General features: G+C 39.5%; 13 protein-coding genes. 4 read left to right on the top strand and 9 right to left on the bottom strand.

What is annotated here, in order from left to right:
- Window positions 1–3: 3 nt before the first annotated feature.
- Window positions 4–1,095, top strand: coding sequence for a VOC family protein (locus tag A33Q_RS16495; protein ID WP_009033718.1), 1,092 nt, complete (start codon window positions 4–6; stop codon window positions 1,093–1,095).
- Window positions 1,096–1,180: 85 nt separating this feature from the next.
- Here the strand turns inward: A33Q_RS16495 and A33Q_RS16490 are convergent, their stop codons facing one another.
- From A33Q_RS16490 to A33Q_RS16470, 5 genes are all read right to left on the bottom strand, one after another.
- Window positions 1,181–2,449, bottom strand: a complete 1,269-nt coding sequence (locus A33Q_RS16490; protein WP_152527425.1) for a transcriptional regulator — start codon at window positions 2,447–2,449, stop codon at window positions 1,181–1,183.
- Window positions 2,450–2,941: 492 nt separating this feature from the next.
- Window positions 2,942–5,719, bottom strand: coding sequence for a CHAT domain-containing protein (locus A33Q_RS16485; RefSeq protein ID WP_009033720.1), 2,778 nt, complete (start codon window positions 5,717–5,719; stop codon window positions 2,942–2,944).
- Window positions 5,720–5,955: 236 nt separating this feature from the next.
- Window positions 5,956–6,444, bottom strand: a complete 489-nt coding sequence (locus A33Q_RS16480; RefSeq protein ID WP_040490579.1) for a hypothetical protein — start codon at window positions 6,442–6,444, stop codon at window positions 5,956–5,958.
- Window positions 6,445–6,904: 460 nt separating this feature from the next.
- Window positions 6,905–7,693 carry a tetratricopeptide repeat protein gene (locus A33Q_RS16475; RefSeq protein ID WP_009033722.1) on the bottom strand — a complete coding sequence of 263 codons (789 nt, stop codon included), beginning with the start codon at window positions 7,691–7,693 and terminating at the stop codon, window positions 6,905–6,907.
- A gap of 4 nt (window positions 7,694–7,697) precedes the next feature.
- Window positions 7,698–8,270 carry an RNA polymerase sigma factor gene (locus A33Q_RS16470; protein WP_009033723.1) on the bottom strand — a complete coding sequence of 191 codons (573 nt, stop codon included), beginning with the start codon at window positions 8,268–8,270 and terminating at the stop codon, window positions 7,698–7,700.
- Window positions 8,271–8,498: 228 nt separating this feature from the next.
- Here A33Q_RS16470 and A33Q_RS16465 point away from each other — a divergent pair, with 228 nt between their 5' ends.
- On the top strand, window positions 8,499–8,888 hold the full coding sequence (locus A33Q_RS16465; protein ID WP_009033724.1) for a DUF302 domain-containing protein: 390 nt from the start codon (window positions 8,499–8,501) through the stop codon (window positions 8,886–8,888).
- Between the two features lie 188 nt (window positions 8,889–9,076).
- Window positions 9,077–10,435: a hypothetical protein gene (locus A33Q_RS16460; protein ID WP_009033725.1), complete on the top strand. Its 1,359-nt coding sequence runs from the start codon at window positions 9,077–9,079 to the stop codon at window positions 10,433–10,435.
- 14 nt (window positions 10,436–10,449) lie between these two features.
- Here the strand turns inward: A33Q_RS16460 and A33Q_RS16455 are convergent, their stop codons facing one another.
- From A33Q_RS16455 to A33Q_RS16440, 4 genes are all read right to left on the bottom strand, one after another.
- Entirely contained in the window at window positions 10,450–10,872 is a 423-nt protein-coding gene (locus A33Q_RS16455) for a D-alanyl-D-alanine carboxypeptidase (RefSeq protein WP_009033726.1), read from the bottom strand.
- A gap of 63 nt (window positions 10,873–10,935) precedes the next feature.
- Window positions 10,936–13,029: a S9 family peptidase gene (locus A33Q_RS16450; protein WP_009033727.1), complete on the bottom strand. Its 2,094-nt coding sequence runs from the start codon at window positions 13,027–13,029 to the stop codon at window positions 10,936–10,938.
- 170 nt (window positions 13,030–13,199) lie between these two features.
- Entirely contained in the window at window positions 13,200–14,909 is a 1,710-nt protein-coding gene (locus tag A33Q_RS16445; protein ID WP_009033728.1) for a GMC oxidoreductase, read from the bottom strand.
- Between the two features lie 3 nt (window positions 14,910–14,912).
- A complete protein-coding gene (locus tag A33Q_RS16440; protein WP_009033729.1) occupies window positions 14,913–15,452 on the bottom strand; it encodes a gluconate 2-dehydrogenase subunit 3 family protein in 540 nt (179 codons plus the stop codon).
- Between the two features lie 342 nt (window positions 15,453–15,794).
- On the opposite strand from A33Q_RS16440, the gene nrfH reads away from it, so the two are divergent.
- On the top strand, window positions 15,795–16,406 hold the full coding sequence (nrfH, locus tag A33Q_RS16435; RefSeq protein WP_316929419.1) for a cytochrome c nitrite reductase small subunit: 612 nt from the start codon (window positions 15,795–15,797) through the stop codon (window positions 16,404–16,406).
- Window positions 16,407–16,416: the final 10 nt, after the last annotated feature.

The following is a 16,416-nucleotide window of genomic DNA, read 5'->3' as shown; positions in this document are numbered from 1 at the left end:
AATATGGATCAACAGTCGAGTCATGGCAAAAAGGTCCCCATCATCAGCGGGATTCAGCAAGTAGGTATAGGAGTCGCGGATGCAAAAGCTGCTTGGAAATGGTACAGGAAATATTTTGGAATGGATGTTCCTATTTTCGAAGATGCGGCCCAAGCCAAGCTGATGACAAAGTATACCGCTGGCAAAGTAGAAGAGCGCTATGCTATTTTAGCCATGAATATGCAAGGTGGCGGCGGATTTGAAATCTGGCAATACACCAGTAAATCACCCTTAGCACCAAAAGATTTGCCAAAACTCGGAGATTTAGGAATATTTTGTGTAAAAATCCGCACGAGAAATATCGAAAAGACCTATCAATATTTCAAATCTGAAAACCTGGTAATTCTTGGTGATATCAAAAAGTCTCCTGACGGACGGGACCATTTCTTTGTAAGAGATCCTTATGGCAATCTTTTTCAAATGGTAGAAAGTGAGTCTTGGTTTCTTGAAAACGATGGATATACAGGGGGGGTAGCCGGATGCATCATCGGCGTGACTAATCTAAAGAGAGCAAGTGCACTGTATGGAGATCTGTTGGAATACACAGAGCAATACCAAACGCAACCAAAACAGCAAGACGACCTGAAAGCTCTTCCAGGAGGGGAAGGAGATTTTGCCAGAAAATTACTGCTTTCATCACCTTTCCGCTACGGCGCATTCAGTGAGCTGCTTTGTCAAACAGAAATTGAACTCATACAAAGATTAGACATTTTTCCTTCCAAAATATTCCAGGACAGGTATTGGGGTGATTTGGGTTTTATTCATATCTGCTTTGATATTAGAGGAATGAAAGCGTTGGAAATTAAAGCCAAAGCATTAGGGTTTCAATTCACCGTCAACAGTGCTGACAGTTTTGATATGGGGAAGGCTGCTGGTCAATTTGCCTACTGTGAAGATCCTGATGGTACTCTGATTGAATTCGTAGAAACGCATAAGATTCCAATTTTTGAAAAACTGGGGCTATTCCTAAACCTAAGAAATAGAAACCCACATAAAGCACTTCCGAAATGGATGCTCAGAATGCTTTCATTAAATAGAAAAAAGGACAAAGCTTGAGCATCATAACATTCTGTATAAAAAAACCCGCCGGAACCACTCGGCGGGCAATAAAAAATTAGCCTGAGATTTTAACTAGGTCAGATTAAAACCGCTCCTCTCCTGAGATCATTCTTCCTGAAAACACCCCTGCCAACTCTGAGAAAATACAGGAAGACACAATGTTTAAGACATATTTATCTTCAAGATCAAAAACTTTGGTTGCATCCATTTGAAGTAAAATAACAAACAATAAATGATCTGATTTTCTTCCGCAAATACCTAAAATTGATTTTCCGAATCCAGAAACAGAGCTTTCCAACATTCCTATATTAGCTAGGGCATTTGACCTGAGGCTAAAGGGCTCATTGCGAATAGGCTGCTGATCCTGATCAAAAAGATACTGTAAATTCAATCTATGCGCATGGAAACCCTGATCGTATAAGAATTCACTTTGATGCCCTAATTTTTCATCTAAGGAAAGATCCTTTACCCAAATAAGTCCGTTGTGCGCATCAGAATGGCTCAGCATAAAGGAGAGACTTTTCTTGAGAATTTCTCTCACCTCCAACAATTCAAAATTCTGTTTTTGAAATTTCAGGCAATCCTCCATTAACATGGACTTTTTGACCAGATCCTTTCTCATCTTTTTCACTTCTGTGGTAGAAGAGAATATTGCCATTACGTGGTTTTTGATTGAAATCAAGCTGGCAGTATAATAAACAGTTTCATTATCCCTGATCAGTTTGAGGTCCAATGAATTTTCCTTTCCCCGAAGCACTTGTGCCATGACTTCTGAGACATTAATTTCTGAAAAAACCTCAAAAACTTCAGTGATCAGTTTATTTTTCTTATGTAATGGAAACACAGAATTTACAAAAGCTTCATTGATGGCTTTAATTTTACCCTCTTGGTTTAGGACAGCCACGGGCAATGGGTGATTTTCAAATAAATATTCTGCATCAGTTCCTTCAAAAATACCGGAAGCATTCCTTCTTTCTGATGAAACTAGGCCGCCTTGATTGACAAAAGAAACCTGATGAAGAATATGTTCGACTTCCCCGGATTCTCCTAACAAGGGCGTATTGATTATCCCGACTTGATTCTCATTGAGGTCAACATATTCCAAAACTTCTTTGACAGTATTTTTTTCATGAACCACTTTCAAAAGAGCGGCTTTAATATCATTCCCCTTTAAATAAGGTAATTTCTTAAGCTTGATTACCTGATTCAGGGAAAGGCCTAAAAGTTCTTCATTTTGAATTTCAAAATTTCTTCCGCCCCATTCCAAAAATTCACGGGAGACAAACAAAATCTTAAATCCGTTCTGTTTGACTTTAAACAAAAGCGAAACTCCAGTGAGTTCGCTACACATTTGAGTCAATAAATTTTTTGTCAGCATTACCTTCTAGGGCTTAAAATATTGAGATCCTGATGGGAAAACCTTCCATATCAGACACCAAGACAAGTACAAATAATCAAAAAAAATTCTATTTTTTTGATCTGTTTAACGTAATATTTTTACTTCAAATATTACAATACAAAAAATGAATAAGGAATAACTTTTTTTAGTATTTAAAAATAAAAAGTATCCATCTCAAATTAATTATGGGCTCTAATTTCAAAATTTCTATCATTGAAACAGGAATTACCAAAAAAGAAATATGAATTGCTAAAATAGACAGACAAAATTTTAAGAAAAAAATGGCACTTGAAATAATCCTATTTTAGTATTTTTCATTAAAAAGGATGAAATTCAATTTATCTACAATTAACAACACAATAATTTAGTTTTGTTTATAAGCATCCTCATTTTAGGAAGTTTTTTTCATGAAAATGAAATCAGTGTGATTTTTCTAAATATAATTCAACTTGGCCACTTAATTTTTCTCCTGTCAATCAAAATGTAGAGAATGAAAAATATCACCAGCGCAATAATCAAATTCGGCCATGTAAACCAATACTCGGCGGGATTGAAAGTATTGGATTTGCCAATCAAAACCGGTCCCGCCCAATAAAAAGGATGGGCTTTTTCTGCTTGGAATTTGTTAAGAAAGCTGATCTTGGCTTGCTGCAATGCTTCATCAGTGGTATAGCCTTGGCTGAGGTACTTATAAAACTCCTCCAATACTTCAACCGAATAGTCTTCATTGACATCCCAAAGATCAACAATACTACTTGGAATACTGGAAGATGCCAGAGCACGTGCCAAACTAAAAGCGGCTTTTCCCCTCTTTTGATTATTGCCTGTAGATCCACCCCCTGTCAAAACCAACAATTGAGTGTATACTTTAGGCATCTTTTGTAATTCTGAAATTAAAATTGGCTCATCTGCAAAGAATATTGACAGCTCATCATCCGCTTCTCCCAGTGTATGGTGTGCGTATATATGGACCAGTGAATAATCTGAAATATTATTCACAAAAGTTCTTTTTGTTGCTTTTGTAAATGTATAAGTACTGGTCTTTGGATAATACTTTTCAAGCTTTTTTAAAGATTGATCCGAACCTTCCAGGGTTCTCAATCCACAATTATCTTCAAATTCTACTGGAGCAAAACTTAAAATCCCATGCTCTTCCATAAAATTGACCTTGCTTACCCTAGATAAGAAGCTGGCCGAGTACGTATAGCTAAAAGCGTGTTTTTTGACCAAAAGTGACTTTGCATCATTGGGATCTTCAATCAATACCTCGAATGGCAAAATTTCAGTCCCAGGAGAAATCATAATCCTTTTGGTCTGGATTTCGAGCGGAGCAAAAACCAACTGATAAAACTCATGGGAAAATGAAACTAATGCGGCCTCTTCTTCCTGACTTGAAGGTTTTGTGTTTACTGATTCGAGAAGTTTTTGATAGACTGGGACAATCTTGTCGATTTCAACCTTTTTCAAAGAACTTTGGTCTCTTTCAGTTTTGAAAATATATACTTCCTCTTCTCCAAAAAAGAAGGAAACAAAGGTCTGATCTTCATTCAAATAAGCTCTTTTAAAATCATCCAATCTCAGAACTCCAGTATCAAACTTGTATTGATAATAGAGTGGATATTTTTCTTCCAACACCCTAATAAAACCTTCATACCCACGCCAAGATTCGGAATAAGCTCTACTGACATTCCTGTACTCACTCTCTCCTTCATTCAAGGAAGCTAATTTCCTCTCCATCTCGATCAGGTCTCTTTTATATTTTCTTTCTTTTTCGAGATCACCCCTTTCAATGTATTCCAACTTTCCCAGTTCAGAAATTTTGTCATTCAAAAAAACAGCCCTACTCTTTTCAAAAAAGTAAAAAACATCATCTAAATTTTCTCTCTGTCTTGCCACCTCTATTCCAAGGCTATAAAGAGGAGCTGTCATTCTTTCCCAAGAATGACCGGAAAGTCCTTCAATCTGCACCCAGCGCATATGATCTATCATCCTATCGGCTAATTTGACCGTTTCCAATGCCAAACCCAATGCAACTGCATCATCTACTTTATTTGCCCTGCCAAGCAGAGATCTAGCTTTATGGCTGAGTAGGAAAAAAAGTGATTTTTCATTGATAGAACGTCTCAGTTGATAAACTGCGGGATTCAATTCCCAGTTGAATTCCTCAAATCCGCTAATCAAATGGATAATCCCCTGCTGATACTGTTTAAGGGCAGATTCAAAATCTCCCCTTCTGAAGTAAAATTGTCCAGTTTCCAGAAGGGCGGACACTTGGACTTCTTTTTTCTGAGATCTTTCGGCTATCAGGTTTGCCTGCAAAAACATTTCCTCTGCTTTACCCATTTCATCCAGCCTTTCGAATGTTTCAGCCAACTGAATATAAGTCATTGCAGAGGTTACAAAGTCTCTTTGATTGATAGTTGTTGAAATAGCTGTTTGAAAATAGTTGACTGCCAACTCACTATTTCCGGTCTCCAAGGAAACCTTAGCAAGCGTGATATATAGCTTGCCTCTGGTTTTTGCCTCAATCCTAAAATCCTTTGCAAAATTCAGCAAAGCCGGAATCTGTTTTTGGGCATCATCTATTTCTTTCAAAAAAAGTAAAGCTTCAGTTTTTGCACTCAGGGCCTCGGCCAACATTCCGGATGGCAGAGCCGTTCCCATTGCCAAAACATTCTCTGACAATTCCAGGCTTTTTGAATATTTTTCTAAAACAGAATTTAAAATAGCCCTTTCTACATTTACTTTGGCGAGAATCAATTCATTTTTTCCTTCAAAAGCAGCTCTTGCTGCTGAATCCAAGTAGCTTAGAGCTTTACGGTTTTCTTCGAGGAATTGGTAGTAGGTTCCTTGCCTAAAATAGTACTCCGCGAGCTTGGGTCTTCTTCCGACTTCCTTTTTTTTGATTGCAATGGCTTCTGCATTGAGCAATATAGCCCTTTCATACTTTAAATCATCCGCATAAGCAATCGCAAGCCTGTGAGTGATATTGGCGAAAATAGTGTCTCTTTTGCCAACTGATCTTCTGTAATCGGCCCTGAGCATTTCAAGATTTCTCGTTCTGTTCTCCACTGTCCTTGTTGGATCCTGTATGATCTCCGCCAATTCTTTGGTCCAATCCCTACTCGGAAGGATATCACTAAAGGACTGTGCAAACAAGGGGCAATATGACAGGAAGATGAAAATCAAAAAAATCAACCTGTTTATTCTTATTGGAATCATTGATGCTTTGGATTAATTTGAATGTGGGTTTTCTGCCTGATTGTCAAAAGTCCATCCCTACATCTCCGGCCTAAAAGATTATCAGTTCCTTCGGCCTGCTTACAAGCTATTGCAAATCTATACACAATTACGCAAAAGCATGCTGTAATGGGAAGTCTTTGGGTGAATTTCACAAAAAAAAATAAACCGTCAGCCCTTGACGGTTTATATTATAAGTCTATATGGGATGAAATTGTTCAGTTCCTGACCATGACAATCACTTTGTCATATTTCTCTCCCTGACCACCGCTAACAGAAATTTCAAACCCGGCATCTGGCTCACCACCACCTGGAAGCAACCAGAACACATTGTATGAAGATTCATCATTGTAACCTCTTCCCGGAATTTTGTACATCACTTCTTCACCTCTCTCCATTCTGACAAGGACTACTTCAAGTCTGTCGCCACTCTGCTGGGTATAACCCCGCAGCCTGTAGGTTTTATTTCTCTCTACTGAAAAATCATGGCCGTCCATTTCAAAGAATGTTCTAACAGGTAAGTCCGGTACGACTTCATCCGTTTCTTCTTCATCTACTGCTGTTTCTTCCGTTACTTCAGTCTGAGCTGGTGGAGTCCTGTCGATTGGAGTAAAATCTTCTTCTGGACCAGTACAGGCCGCGCTTAATACGACCATCATGACCAATAACATGATCAATTTGCTGACGTTAATTGTTTGTTTTTTCATGATAATAAAAATTTGGTTAAACTTGATTTTAAAATGATTTGCAGCCAATCTGCTTTTTTGCCTGCTTCAACCCTATATCCTTATAGCTATAATCTTGTTACCACTTGACTAGAAAAAAATATCTAAATGAGCATTTTACCAGACTAAGGCTGGATCAATCACAGGGTTTGAAAATAAAGACAGGATAACATTTTTCTGAAGAAGATAGAGGAAGACAAAAAAATATCAGCCCAGAAAGCTGATGGAAGATTAAGGTGAATATTTTATATGTATATCCGCAATTACACCAGTAACCAATTTAAAGTGGGTATTGATTCAACCCGATATTCATTGATAACTTGTCCTGGTTTATCGGGATTGGCTTGAAATCGTTGGTTTATTCTACTGAAAAAGGCCAACTGGAGAATAAATTCTTTGTATTTTGATGAATTCCCAATTTAACATGTACTTTTTGCTCTACTCACAATTTATCAAGCCACTCTTTTGCTTGACGGCTACCTTCAGCATTCTCATCAATTATCTGCCGCAAAATCTCCTTTGCTCTTGAGATATCGTCAGACTCGCTCCGGAGCATCAAAGTAAAGGCCTGATAAAAAAGTCCTGGATTACTGTAAAGGTTCTCCAGCGCTGCAAGCTCTTCAAAATAGGCAAGCGCTCTCTCATAGTTTCTTTGAGCCAAGTAGGTCAACCCAAGAAATTTTAATGCCTCCCAGTTTTGTGACTCCTCTTGCAAAACTTCTTCAAAGTATGTCCTAGCCAAATCGTAATCTTTCATATTGTAGGCCACTATTCCCAGTTGCACCTTGTCTTCATTACCTCCCATGGTCTGACTCAAAACAGTCAGGTTTTCAGAATAATATCTTTCTGCCATTTCCTGGGCACTTTGACTGGATTTGAACAATAAAAAATAGGCAGCCAGAATCATGACAAAAATGGCTGCAATTGCTGAAAATAGTCTGAAGTAGTTGGGATTTTCAATGTTTCGGATAGGGGTCTCTTCCTCTCCACCTCCTTTTTCAAGAGGTCCTTCTTTCATATATTTTTTCCCCAGGTTGCTCAAAGATTCTTTCAACTGCCTTTCTTCTTGAGAAAAAAGCATGGCCATAGACTGTTCTATTTCCTGATACTGTTGAAATTGCTGGCTCAGCTTTGTATTGGAAGCCAGCTCTTCCTCAAATTGCCGGAGCTCTTCTTCCGACATTTCATGCCGTAAGTATGCCTCAAACTTTTCTATGACCTTTATATCCATCTTATTACCATTTTAAAGTTTTAAAAATCGGAGAAGCCTGAATCAGTTTAGTAAGCTTTGCCATGCACTCAGATTTCTTTTTGCGTGCATACCCATAAGTAAATCCAAGGATGCCGGCTACCTCCTCCATGGACTTATCTCCCCAACTAAGATTTAAAAGTTCTTGACAGGATTCTCCAAGTTCGGAAAATTTTGACTTCATCAATTCTAAGCGCTCATCCTGTATGTGACATTCTTCGGCCAACTTAAAGCTATCCTCTCCAAGGCTATATTCATGATCTTCCAGATTTGTTACCCCATGGTTTTTCCTTTTTGCCAGCACATTCAACCACTTTTTTTTACATACCATGTAAATAAATGCATCAAATGGACAGGTAAGCTCAAAACCATTCAATCTAGCCTTGTGATAGATACTCATCAAGGCATCCTGAAAAATATCTGCTGCGTCATCCTCGGACCCATTGTTTTTGAGAACCATCCATTTGATCTTACCGGAATATTTCCTGTAAAGTTCGTCCAGGACGGCTTTATCATTATTTAATAATGCAACAATGTATTTTTGATCAGGGTGTGGCATGACATACCAAAATAATTTTTAAATATTCAAAAAAAAGTTTATTCCTATTTTATTGAATTTGATGATAAAAAATTTCCTGAGAGACAGCTTTGGCAATTAATTTTTGTAAAAAGCGCTGTAACAACTGTCACAATGATTGGGAAAATAATTTCCTAAATTGAAATCCATAAAAGGTTGAACTATTTGACCTTTGTAAATCAAATCTTCAGAAATCTAAACGAATAAACTATGAGCTATCACATCAATAAAATCATTGAAGCAAAAGATATACAAACTGCCAAAACAAATGTCACTGAAGCTTTGAAGTCAGAAGGCTTTGGAATTCTTACTGAAATCGATATCCAGGCCACCATGAAAAATAAACTGGATAAAGACTATCCTCCATTTTTGATTTTGGGAGCCTGCAATCCTCAATTTGCAGATCAAATCCTCAGTATAGACCCCAATATGAGCGCTTTGCTTCCCTGCAATGTCACTTTGAGAGGAAAGGAAAATGGTGAAATTGAAGTATCAGCAATTGATCCTGTTGCTGCCATCGCCTCCATCGGTGGTAATAAGATTGAATCTCTGGCCAAAGAAGTCAAGGAAAAGCTTGAAAGGGCTCTTGCAACGCTTTAGAAAAATAAATTTAATAATCAGGGGCTTCAAAGCCCCTGATTTTTTATCAAAACCGACCTTACATCTTTTGAACATTTGATAAAAACTTCCTTTTATCCACTCAGAAATTCAGTTTACTTTGAATCCATAATATGATTTTTCTTCGTTTTCTATCAAGGGATACAACAAGCAACCGAAAGAGGAATAAAATGAAACAGGTTTTAGCTTTACTTTTTACAGTTCTGACATTGCCGAGTCTGGCCCAACAAAATTATTATGGCATTCAGGGAAGCCAAAGAAAAGGCATACAGGCTGCGATCATGAATCCTGCGGACCTGAATAATTTATATAGGCCAGTAGAATTACATTTTTTCTCCAGTCAATTTGCCCTGAGCAACAATACGCTCAGCTTTAGGGATTTCACCAATTCAGAAGATGCTTATTTTCTCGAAGGTTTTCGAAACTCAGAAAGGCCTTTCAATGGCAGGACTGTTGGCTCGATTTTAGGCCCTTCCCTAGGACTTAATTTTGGTAAATTTGCGCTTGGATTTAGCACTGAGTTCAAAGCTGCTGCCCATTTTATCAATGTAGACCCCGGGCTTGGCAGATACCTTTTGGAAAACAGTTTTGAATCATCCTTTTCGTCTTTAAGCCTCAATAGTTCTAACAATCAAAGGGTGAACCAGGTGAACTGGATGGAATTGGGGCTAATGGCTGCCTATACCTTATTTGAAAATGAAAGACAAAAATTATCTGCCGGTACAAATATCAAATTCTTATTACCTGGAAATTATACCAATATTTCCATAGATCAATTTATCGGAAGCATTGTGCAAGAAAGTAGTGTAATCTCACTGACCGGAGCCCGCTCAGATATTGAATTGTCCTATAATGAAAGCATACTGGATGAGGGACTATTCAATTTCAACCTCAATAACAGTATATTTTCCAACCCGGTAAGTGTAGGGTTTGACCTTGGCCTGAGCTATCAGATTAAGAACCAAATGCAGCGAACGCTTTTCAATTCAGGACTGACTGTCCGAAACTTAGGTAACCTGAACTTTGGAAATGGACAGATCACCAGAACCTATGGCATGAACATCCCCGAAAACACAAGCTTCAGACTAGATGAATTACCCGCTGATTTTCAACAGATTGAAACGCTTTTTATAGAAAGCGCTTTATTTACCAATACATCTGAAAAAAGTGTTAATAGGCTAAGCTTACCCACGGTGATTGCCTTCAATGCCGATATGGCACTGATCAAAAATCTGCAACTTTCCTTTTATGGGCAAAAGGCATTCGGCAATTCAGAGAACAATTCACAAGTACCTGTTCAGGAATTTTATGCTATCATCCCCAGATTGGTTTTGGGTAACTTTGAAATCTATTCTCCCTGGACTTTATTTGATTTCTCAGGCTTCAACGGAGGTATTGGACTCAGGTACGGTGGCTTCTTTGTAGGAAGTTATTCTGCCTTGACCAGTTTTACCTTAGACACCAAACAAGCTGATTTTCATTTGGGATTTAGTTGGGGGTTTGGTAAAAAAGAAAGAGATTCAAATTAGGACAAAGCTGACTTTTAAAAATTTTCGTGAATCACCGTCATGATCCTGACCATTTCTTTCCTTACCTCGGCAGTGGGCCTCACAAAATTATTGTTCATAAATACAAACCTGTAGGTCTTCCCTTTTCTTGTATCAATCCATCTACTTTGAAGGTGCATATTTCTTAATGTACCGGTTTTTGCCCGTACAAAAGCCTGCCCACCATCAAGTTCATAAGCTGATTTGAACGTACCGGAAAGACCTCCAGTCGGGAAGAAGCCCCTGAGTTTTTCCTGATCACTGATCAAGACCTCCACACGGTTAAGAATTTCCAAAACTGTCCTTGGCGTAAAAAGATTGTATCTGGACAAACCGGAACCGTCCTCCCAGATTGGCTTGTGTTTTAAGCATTCAAATAGATTTTCATGGGCATATTTGATCGTTACAGCAGGGTTCAATGTATCTCCTAAAATTGATGAACAAAGAAAAAGCTATGAATAAAAAAATAGATAGACGTTTCATCATGGTTCCAAATGCTTTTTCAAAAATTCGACCGTCGCCTTATTGACTTTGACCAGATTTTCATATTTCATCCAGTGATGGGAATCATCTGGAATGATCAGAGACTCATAAGGCATACCCTTTTCATCAAACCTCCTGATGATATCAGTAGTATGAGAAACCTGAACGTTTCTATCATCATCTCCATGGATAAAAAGCACTGGGGATCTCCAAGAATCCAAATATGCCAAAGGAGATGACAGCCAGGCTATGCGCAGGGCTTTTTCAAAATCAGGTGCTTTCTCATAGCCTTCTGGCATTTCCAACCTACTGGAAAGCTCATGCACGCCATGAATGTCAACTCCTGCAGCAAACAGATCGGAATCTTTACCCAAGGCAAGTGCGGTCAAAAATCCACCATAGGAGCCCCCGTAGATCCCTATCCTTTTTGAATCTACCTGTGGCAATGCCGCTAGGTACTCACCCGCTTTTTTCACATCTATATATTCTTCAGCCCCCTGCCAATAAGTACGAGCGGGTTTGTGGAATTCATAGCCATAGCCAATCCCTAATCTGAAATTGACAGAAAGCACCACAAACCCCATCTCTGCCAGCTTTTGATTGATCGCGTAGGTATTGGAATAATAATCTCCATAATGCCAACCTAGAAGCATTTGCCGCTGTGGACCTCCATGTACAAAAAGCACGGCAGGTTTCTTTTCATTGCCACCTTCTTTTTCAAATAACTGGGCATGCACAGTCACCAAATCAGGAGTCACAAAAGTAACTTGACGGGGTCTGATCATGCTTTCCATCGGAAAATTTTGAGGAATGAGTTCTTCCGCCAATAACTTGGTCTCTCCCGTAAGCTTATGGGTAACTGTCGGCAATAGAGGCCTGGAAAAGGTCGATGAAACATAAGCAACATGCTCATTGTCCGAAAGAACAACAGGAATCGCTTCTATGCCATCTCCCTGGCTAAGCAGCTCCATTTCTCCCTCATGCACATTGACCATCCCTATATGTCTCCTGTCTATATCTTCTTCCCTTGGACCGGCATTCGCCGAAAATACCAGATAGCTTCCGTCTTTGCTCAAACTGACATGTTCAACCATATATTTACCTTGGGTCAACTGTCTGGGGCGACCCTGCTCGATATGCATGGCATACATATGAGGCCAACCATCTTCATAAGAAAGATAGACCAAGGTTTCATCATCTGCCCAATTCAGGTTAGCACTGCCATGAGTAGAAGGAAGTGAACCTCTGAGGGTCTCAGGCGCTTTCCAGCGCATCTTTCCTTCTCCTGTAGTCACATCTGCAACCCAAATCTCCCAAGGAGAATGCCTTTGTTCAAGAATTGGCAATGGTTCTCCTTTTCCTCCAGGCCTTCTTACAAATGCTATCTTTTGACCATTGGGAGACCAGCGCAGCATCCAGTCCCTTTGGAAGGAAGGAGCTATATACCTGACCTTTTTTTTCTCCAAATCAAAAATTCCTACCAAAGAGTGTGTCCCTCTGTTCACAGCAAACAAAAGCTGACTTCCATCCGGAGACCAATGAATTTCTCCTACATTACCTTTGATTTCAAAAAGCTGATTGGGCTCAGCTCCTTCCATCATCACAGTCCAAACCTGGCCACCTTTAAGAAAAGCAATGGACTTGCCATCCGGAGAAACAGTAGGGTCATCTCCCTCTGCAAGCATGGAAGCGCCACTTCCATCAAAAGCCGCCTTCCAGATTTCAACTTTTGGAATTTTTGCCCCATGAGCCGGGTTCATTCCCTGATTCCTTTGCCAATTGCTTCCGTGCTCTCCACCTCTTACAAAGACCAGCCAATTTCCATCTGCTGTAAATTGAAGTGAAGTAATTTCTTGGCCATCATCTTGACTGAAATCGGTGATTTTCTTGTACGAAAATTCAGGTGCTTTGCTTACATAGATATTCCTTAACCCCTGTTCATTCATGGCCCAAGCCAACTTGTTGTCCACATCAGCAGCAATAAGTTCCGAAGGAAAGGAATAAAGTGTAACTTCTTCAATGGAAAATGATTGTGCGAAAGCTCCCAGACAAACGGCACATTGTAGGAAGATACTTAGAAGATATTTTTTCATGTAAAGGCGTTTATTTCAAAGCATTGATTTAAAACTGACTTGGTTCAAAAGGCTGATAGATTATATCTTAACCATTTATTTGATAAATATAGATCAATCAAGCAATCTAAAAAGATAGCCAATAAAAGCCCTCATTACAAGCACCTTTGATTCTTTGCCACTACAATGGATCAAAGATTGCCTTTTTTCAATTCTTCCACAGCATAATTGGCTGCCCGGGCTGTGAAGGCCATATAGGTCAAAGATGGGTTTTGGGTAGCAGTGGAAGTCATGCATGCCCCATCAGTTACAAATACATTTTTACAATGATGCAATTGATTCCATTTGTTCAGTAAAGAGGTTTTGGGGTCATGGCCCATTCTTACCCCTCCCATTTCATGGATATCTGATCCAGGAGCTGCACCGGAATCCCGGGCATTGATTTGGGTAAATCCGGCTTTCTCAAACATTTCAGTCATCTGTTCCATGTAATCTGCTACCATTTTATCATCATTCTCCGTCCAATCACAGGAAAGAACCAGCTGTGGAATGCCATATTTGTCTTTGAGGCTTTCATGTAAGCGTACATGATTTTGCTCTATTGGAATCACCTCTCCCTGCATCCAGCCTGATACCCACCAAGGCCCAAGCTTTCTGTCAAAGAGATTTGCCTTCAACTCCGCACCAACACCCTCTCTTGAAAATTGCACTGCCCTGGAGGATGAACCAAAACCAACTGCATAGCCTCTGAGAAAATCAGTTTCTTGTTTGTAGAGATTTCTGAACCTTGGAATATAGGAGTGAGAAGGGTTTTTTCCGGTACTCATGGTATCCTGAAAATCCTCACTCCTGCCCGAAATCTGCCCCCTGTAATTGTGCCAGGAAATATATTTTCCCAAAAGGCCATTGTCATTTCCTAAACCGTTTGGAAATCGGTCTGATATAGAATTGAGGAGAATTAGGTTTGAGTTCAATGCTGAAGCATTGACAAAAATTACATCTGCATAATATTCGTAAAACTGCATGTCATTGGCATCTATGATTCTCACCCCCGTAGCTTTACCTTTTGCTTCATCATAAATAATAGAATGAACTACTGAATGTGGTCTGAGTGTCATGTTGCCTGTTCTTTCAGCCCAGGGCAAGGTAGATGCATTGGCCGAAAAATACCCTCCAAAAGGACAACCTCTGTTGCAAAGATTTCTATGCTGACACTTTGCTCTTCCTTGTTGAGTATGGATATCCTGTGGCTCAGTAACATGAGCGCATCTTCCATGGATGAGGTGCCTGTTTTCGTAATTTTGTGCAATTACCTTCTGGAAATGCCTTTCCACACAGCTTAAATCAAATGGTTTAAGGAATTCCCCATCCGGCAGTTGAGCTAAGCCATCCTTATTGCCAGCAATTCCGGAAAACTTTTCTACATGACTGTACCAGGGTGCCATATCCTTATAACGCACCGGCCAATCGACTGCATAACCGTCTCTTGCGGGACCTTCAAAATCCAAATCGGACCATCGTTGGGTCTGTCTCGCCCAAAGCAGAGACTTACCTCCTACTTGGTAGCCTCTTGTCCATTGAAAGGGTTTTTCCTGAACAGTCTCCTGTTCCCCTTCTTTCATCCAAAAGTGAGCTGTGGACTCATGAACCCTAGCTCCTCTCCTACCAAACTCCTGTTGTTTTTCCAAAGGCAACTTCCCTCCAAACTCAAACTCCCACGGATGTTTACTTGCTGTCGGATAATCTTTGATGTGCTTAACGTCCCGGCCTCTTTCCAGCACAAGGGTCTTTAGGCCATTTTCGCAGAGCTCCTTGGCAGCCCAGCCCCCACTGATACCAGAGCCAATCACTATGGCATCATAAGTCATTTCTTCTTTTGCTTTTATATTGAGATGAGGCATGGTTTATATTTTAAAAGGTTCTTCGGGTACAGGTACACAGCCGTCATATCCTCCAGGGATCATTTCGTAATTGGTGAAATTGGTCAGAAAATATTCCGAACTGGTGTAAGCTAATACTGCAAGCTCTTTGGAGAGATCAAAAAAGGCCTTCTCTTCAATTTTTTCTTCATCATTCATTTTAAGTAGAACTTTCTCACGGCTATTTCTATCGGCTTCAAAAAATGACAGCTCAAAAGATGATTTGGCGCTGTGTTCTAAACTGTCCAGTCCTTTGATGAAAGACTCCTGTGTTTCTACATCGTAACAATTGGCCAGTAACTTATCCAAAAACCTGTCGACACCAAGTTCCAAACCACCTTTGGTATCAGTTTCAGGTAATAAGGTATCTACCAGACTTTTTAAAGTTTGCTTTTGGGAATTGTCCAATGCAAGATTTTTATACAAATGACCAACTTCCTGATCTTCCTCCGGACCACAGCCAGGCAACACCATCATTCCCCAAACGGTTATTGCCAAAGATTTTATTGCAGTTCTTCTATCCATGCTAAAATCAAAGAAGATTTGGGAGAAATAACTATGCTAAATTGGATGGTCGGCAATAAAATTGGCTAAACGTCTTCAATCATCCGAACTAAGCCTCTCATTATTAATTTTTGTATATTTCTAAGATATTCTCCAAAATACTATAAAAACTTTATCCTTATAAAATTTCGGAATTATACAATAAAGACAAATAGTCAATCTATTTACCTCTGTAAAAAGAAATAATTCATCTATTCTAAAAAATAATACATTTTACATGACATTGGTCATAGTTTGTGTTATTTTTAAACTATAGTATTGTTTCGTTTAAGGATTGAAAATGATATGAGCCAAACCCACAACTTGAAGAAAAAGCTTTTTAAACTCAGTCTTATTCCTCCGAAGAAGTGGCGCCCAGCAGCCACAGTTTTAATCGGAGCCATATTTGGGCTGGGTATTTATATGGTACGTTTGAGCAATGCCACCTCCTACATATCGGATGATCCTCAGGCATGTGTCAACTGCCACATCATGACCCCACAATACATTACTTGGACCAGAAGTTCACATAGGGAGGTAGCTCATTGCAATGATTGTCACGTCCCTCATGATAACATCGCCAACAAATACTTTTTCAAAGCCAAGGATGGGTTGTACCACTCTACCATCTTTACCTTGAGGGCTGAGCCCCAGGTTATCCGAGCTTTGGAGCCATCCATCAATGTGATTCAGAATAATTGTATCCGTTGCCATGAAAATCAGGTCACCGATGCCAAACTATTGGATGTAGTGGAAAACCATCATCCTCATCGTACAGACAGAATTTGCTGGGAATGCCATAGGGAAGTTCCACATGGCAAAATCCGGTCACTGGCATCCGTTGGCCATCAAATAGAACCGATACGGGCACATGCGCCACCTGACCTGGAAATCATTCCTAAGTGGCTCAAAGAGTCAATGCAATCAAAAAAATAACACATCTTCT

Source organism: Indibacter alkaliphilus LW1 (genome assembly GCF_000295935.2).
GTDB lineage: Bacteria > Bacteroidota > Bacteroidia > Cytophagales > Cyclobacteriaceae > Indibacter > Indibacter alkaliphilus.
Note: the sequence above shows the minus strand (reverse complement) of the source record. Positions and strands in the feature narration are given on the sequence as shown.

Bases quoted from the DNA above. Each gene is read 5' to 3' on its own strand.
- A33Q_RS16495 (WP_009033718.1), top strand. From the start codon at position 4: ATGGATCAACAGTCGAGTCATGGCAAAAAGGTCCCCATCATCAGCGGG.
- A33Q_RS16490 (WP_152527425.1), bottom strand. From the start codon at position 2,449: ATGTGTAGCGAACTCACTGGAGTTTCGCTTTTGTTTAAAGTCAAACAG.
- A33Q_RS16485 (WP_009033720.1), bottom strand. From the start codon at position 5,719: ATGATTCCAATAAGAATAAACAGGTTGATTTTTTTGATTTTCATCTTC.
- A33Q_RS16480 (WP_040490579.1), bottom strand. From the start codon at position 6,444: ATGAAAAAACAAACAATTAACGTCAGCAAATTGATCATGTTATTGGTC.
- A33Q_RS16475 (WP_009033722.1), bottom strand. From the start codon at position 7,693: ATGGATATAAAGGTCATAGAAAAGTTTGAGGCATACTTACGGCATGAA.
- A33Q_RS16470 (WP_009033723.1), bottom strand. From the start codon at position 8,270: ATGCCACACCCTGATCAAAAATACATTGTTGCATTATTAAATAATGAT.
- A33Q_RS16465 (WP_009033724.1), top strand. From the start codon at position 8,499: ATGAGCTATCACATCAATAAAATCATTGAAGCAAAAGATATACAAACT.
- A33Q_RS16460 (WP_009033725.1), top strand. From the start codon at position 9,077: ATGAAACAGGTTTTAGCTTTACTTTTTACAGTTCTGACATTGCCGAGT.
- A33Q_RS16450 (WP_009033727.1), bottom strand. From the start codon at position 13,029: ATGAAAAAATATCTTCTAAGTATCTTCCTACAATGTGCCGTTTGTCTG.
- A33Q_RS16445 (WP_009033728.1), bottom strand. From the start codon at position 14,909: ATGCCTCATCTCAATATAAAAGCAAAAGAAGAAATGACTTATGATGCC.
- A33Q_RS16440 (WP_009033729.1), bottom strand. From the start codon at position 15,452: ATGGATAGAAGAACTGCAATAAAATCTTTGGCAATAACCGTTTGGGGA.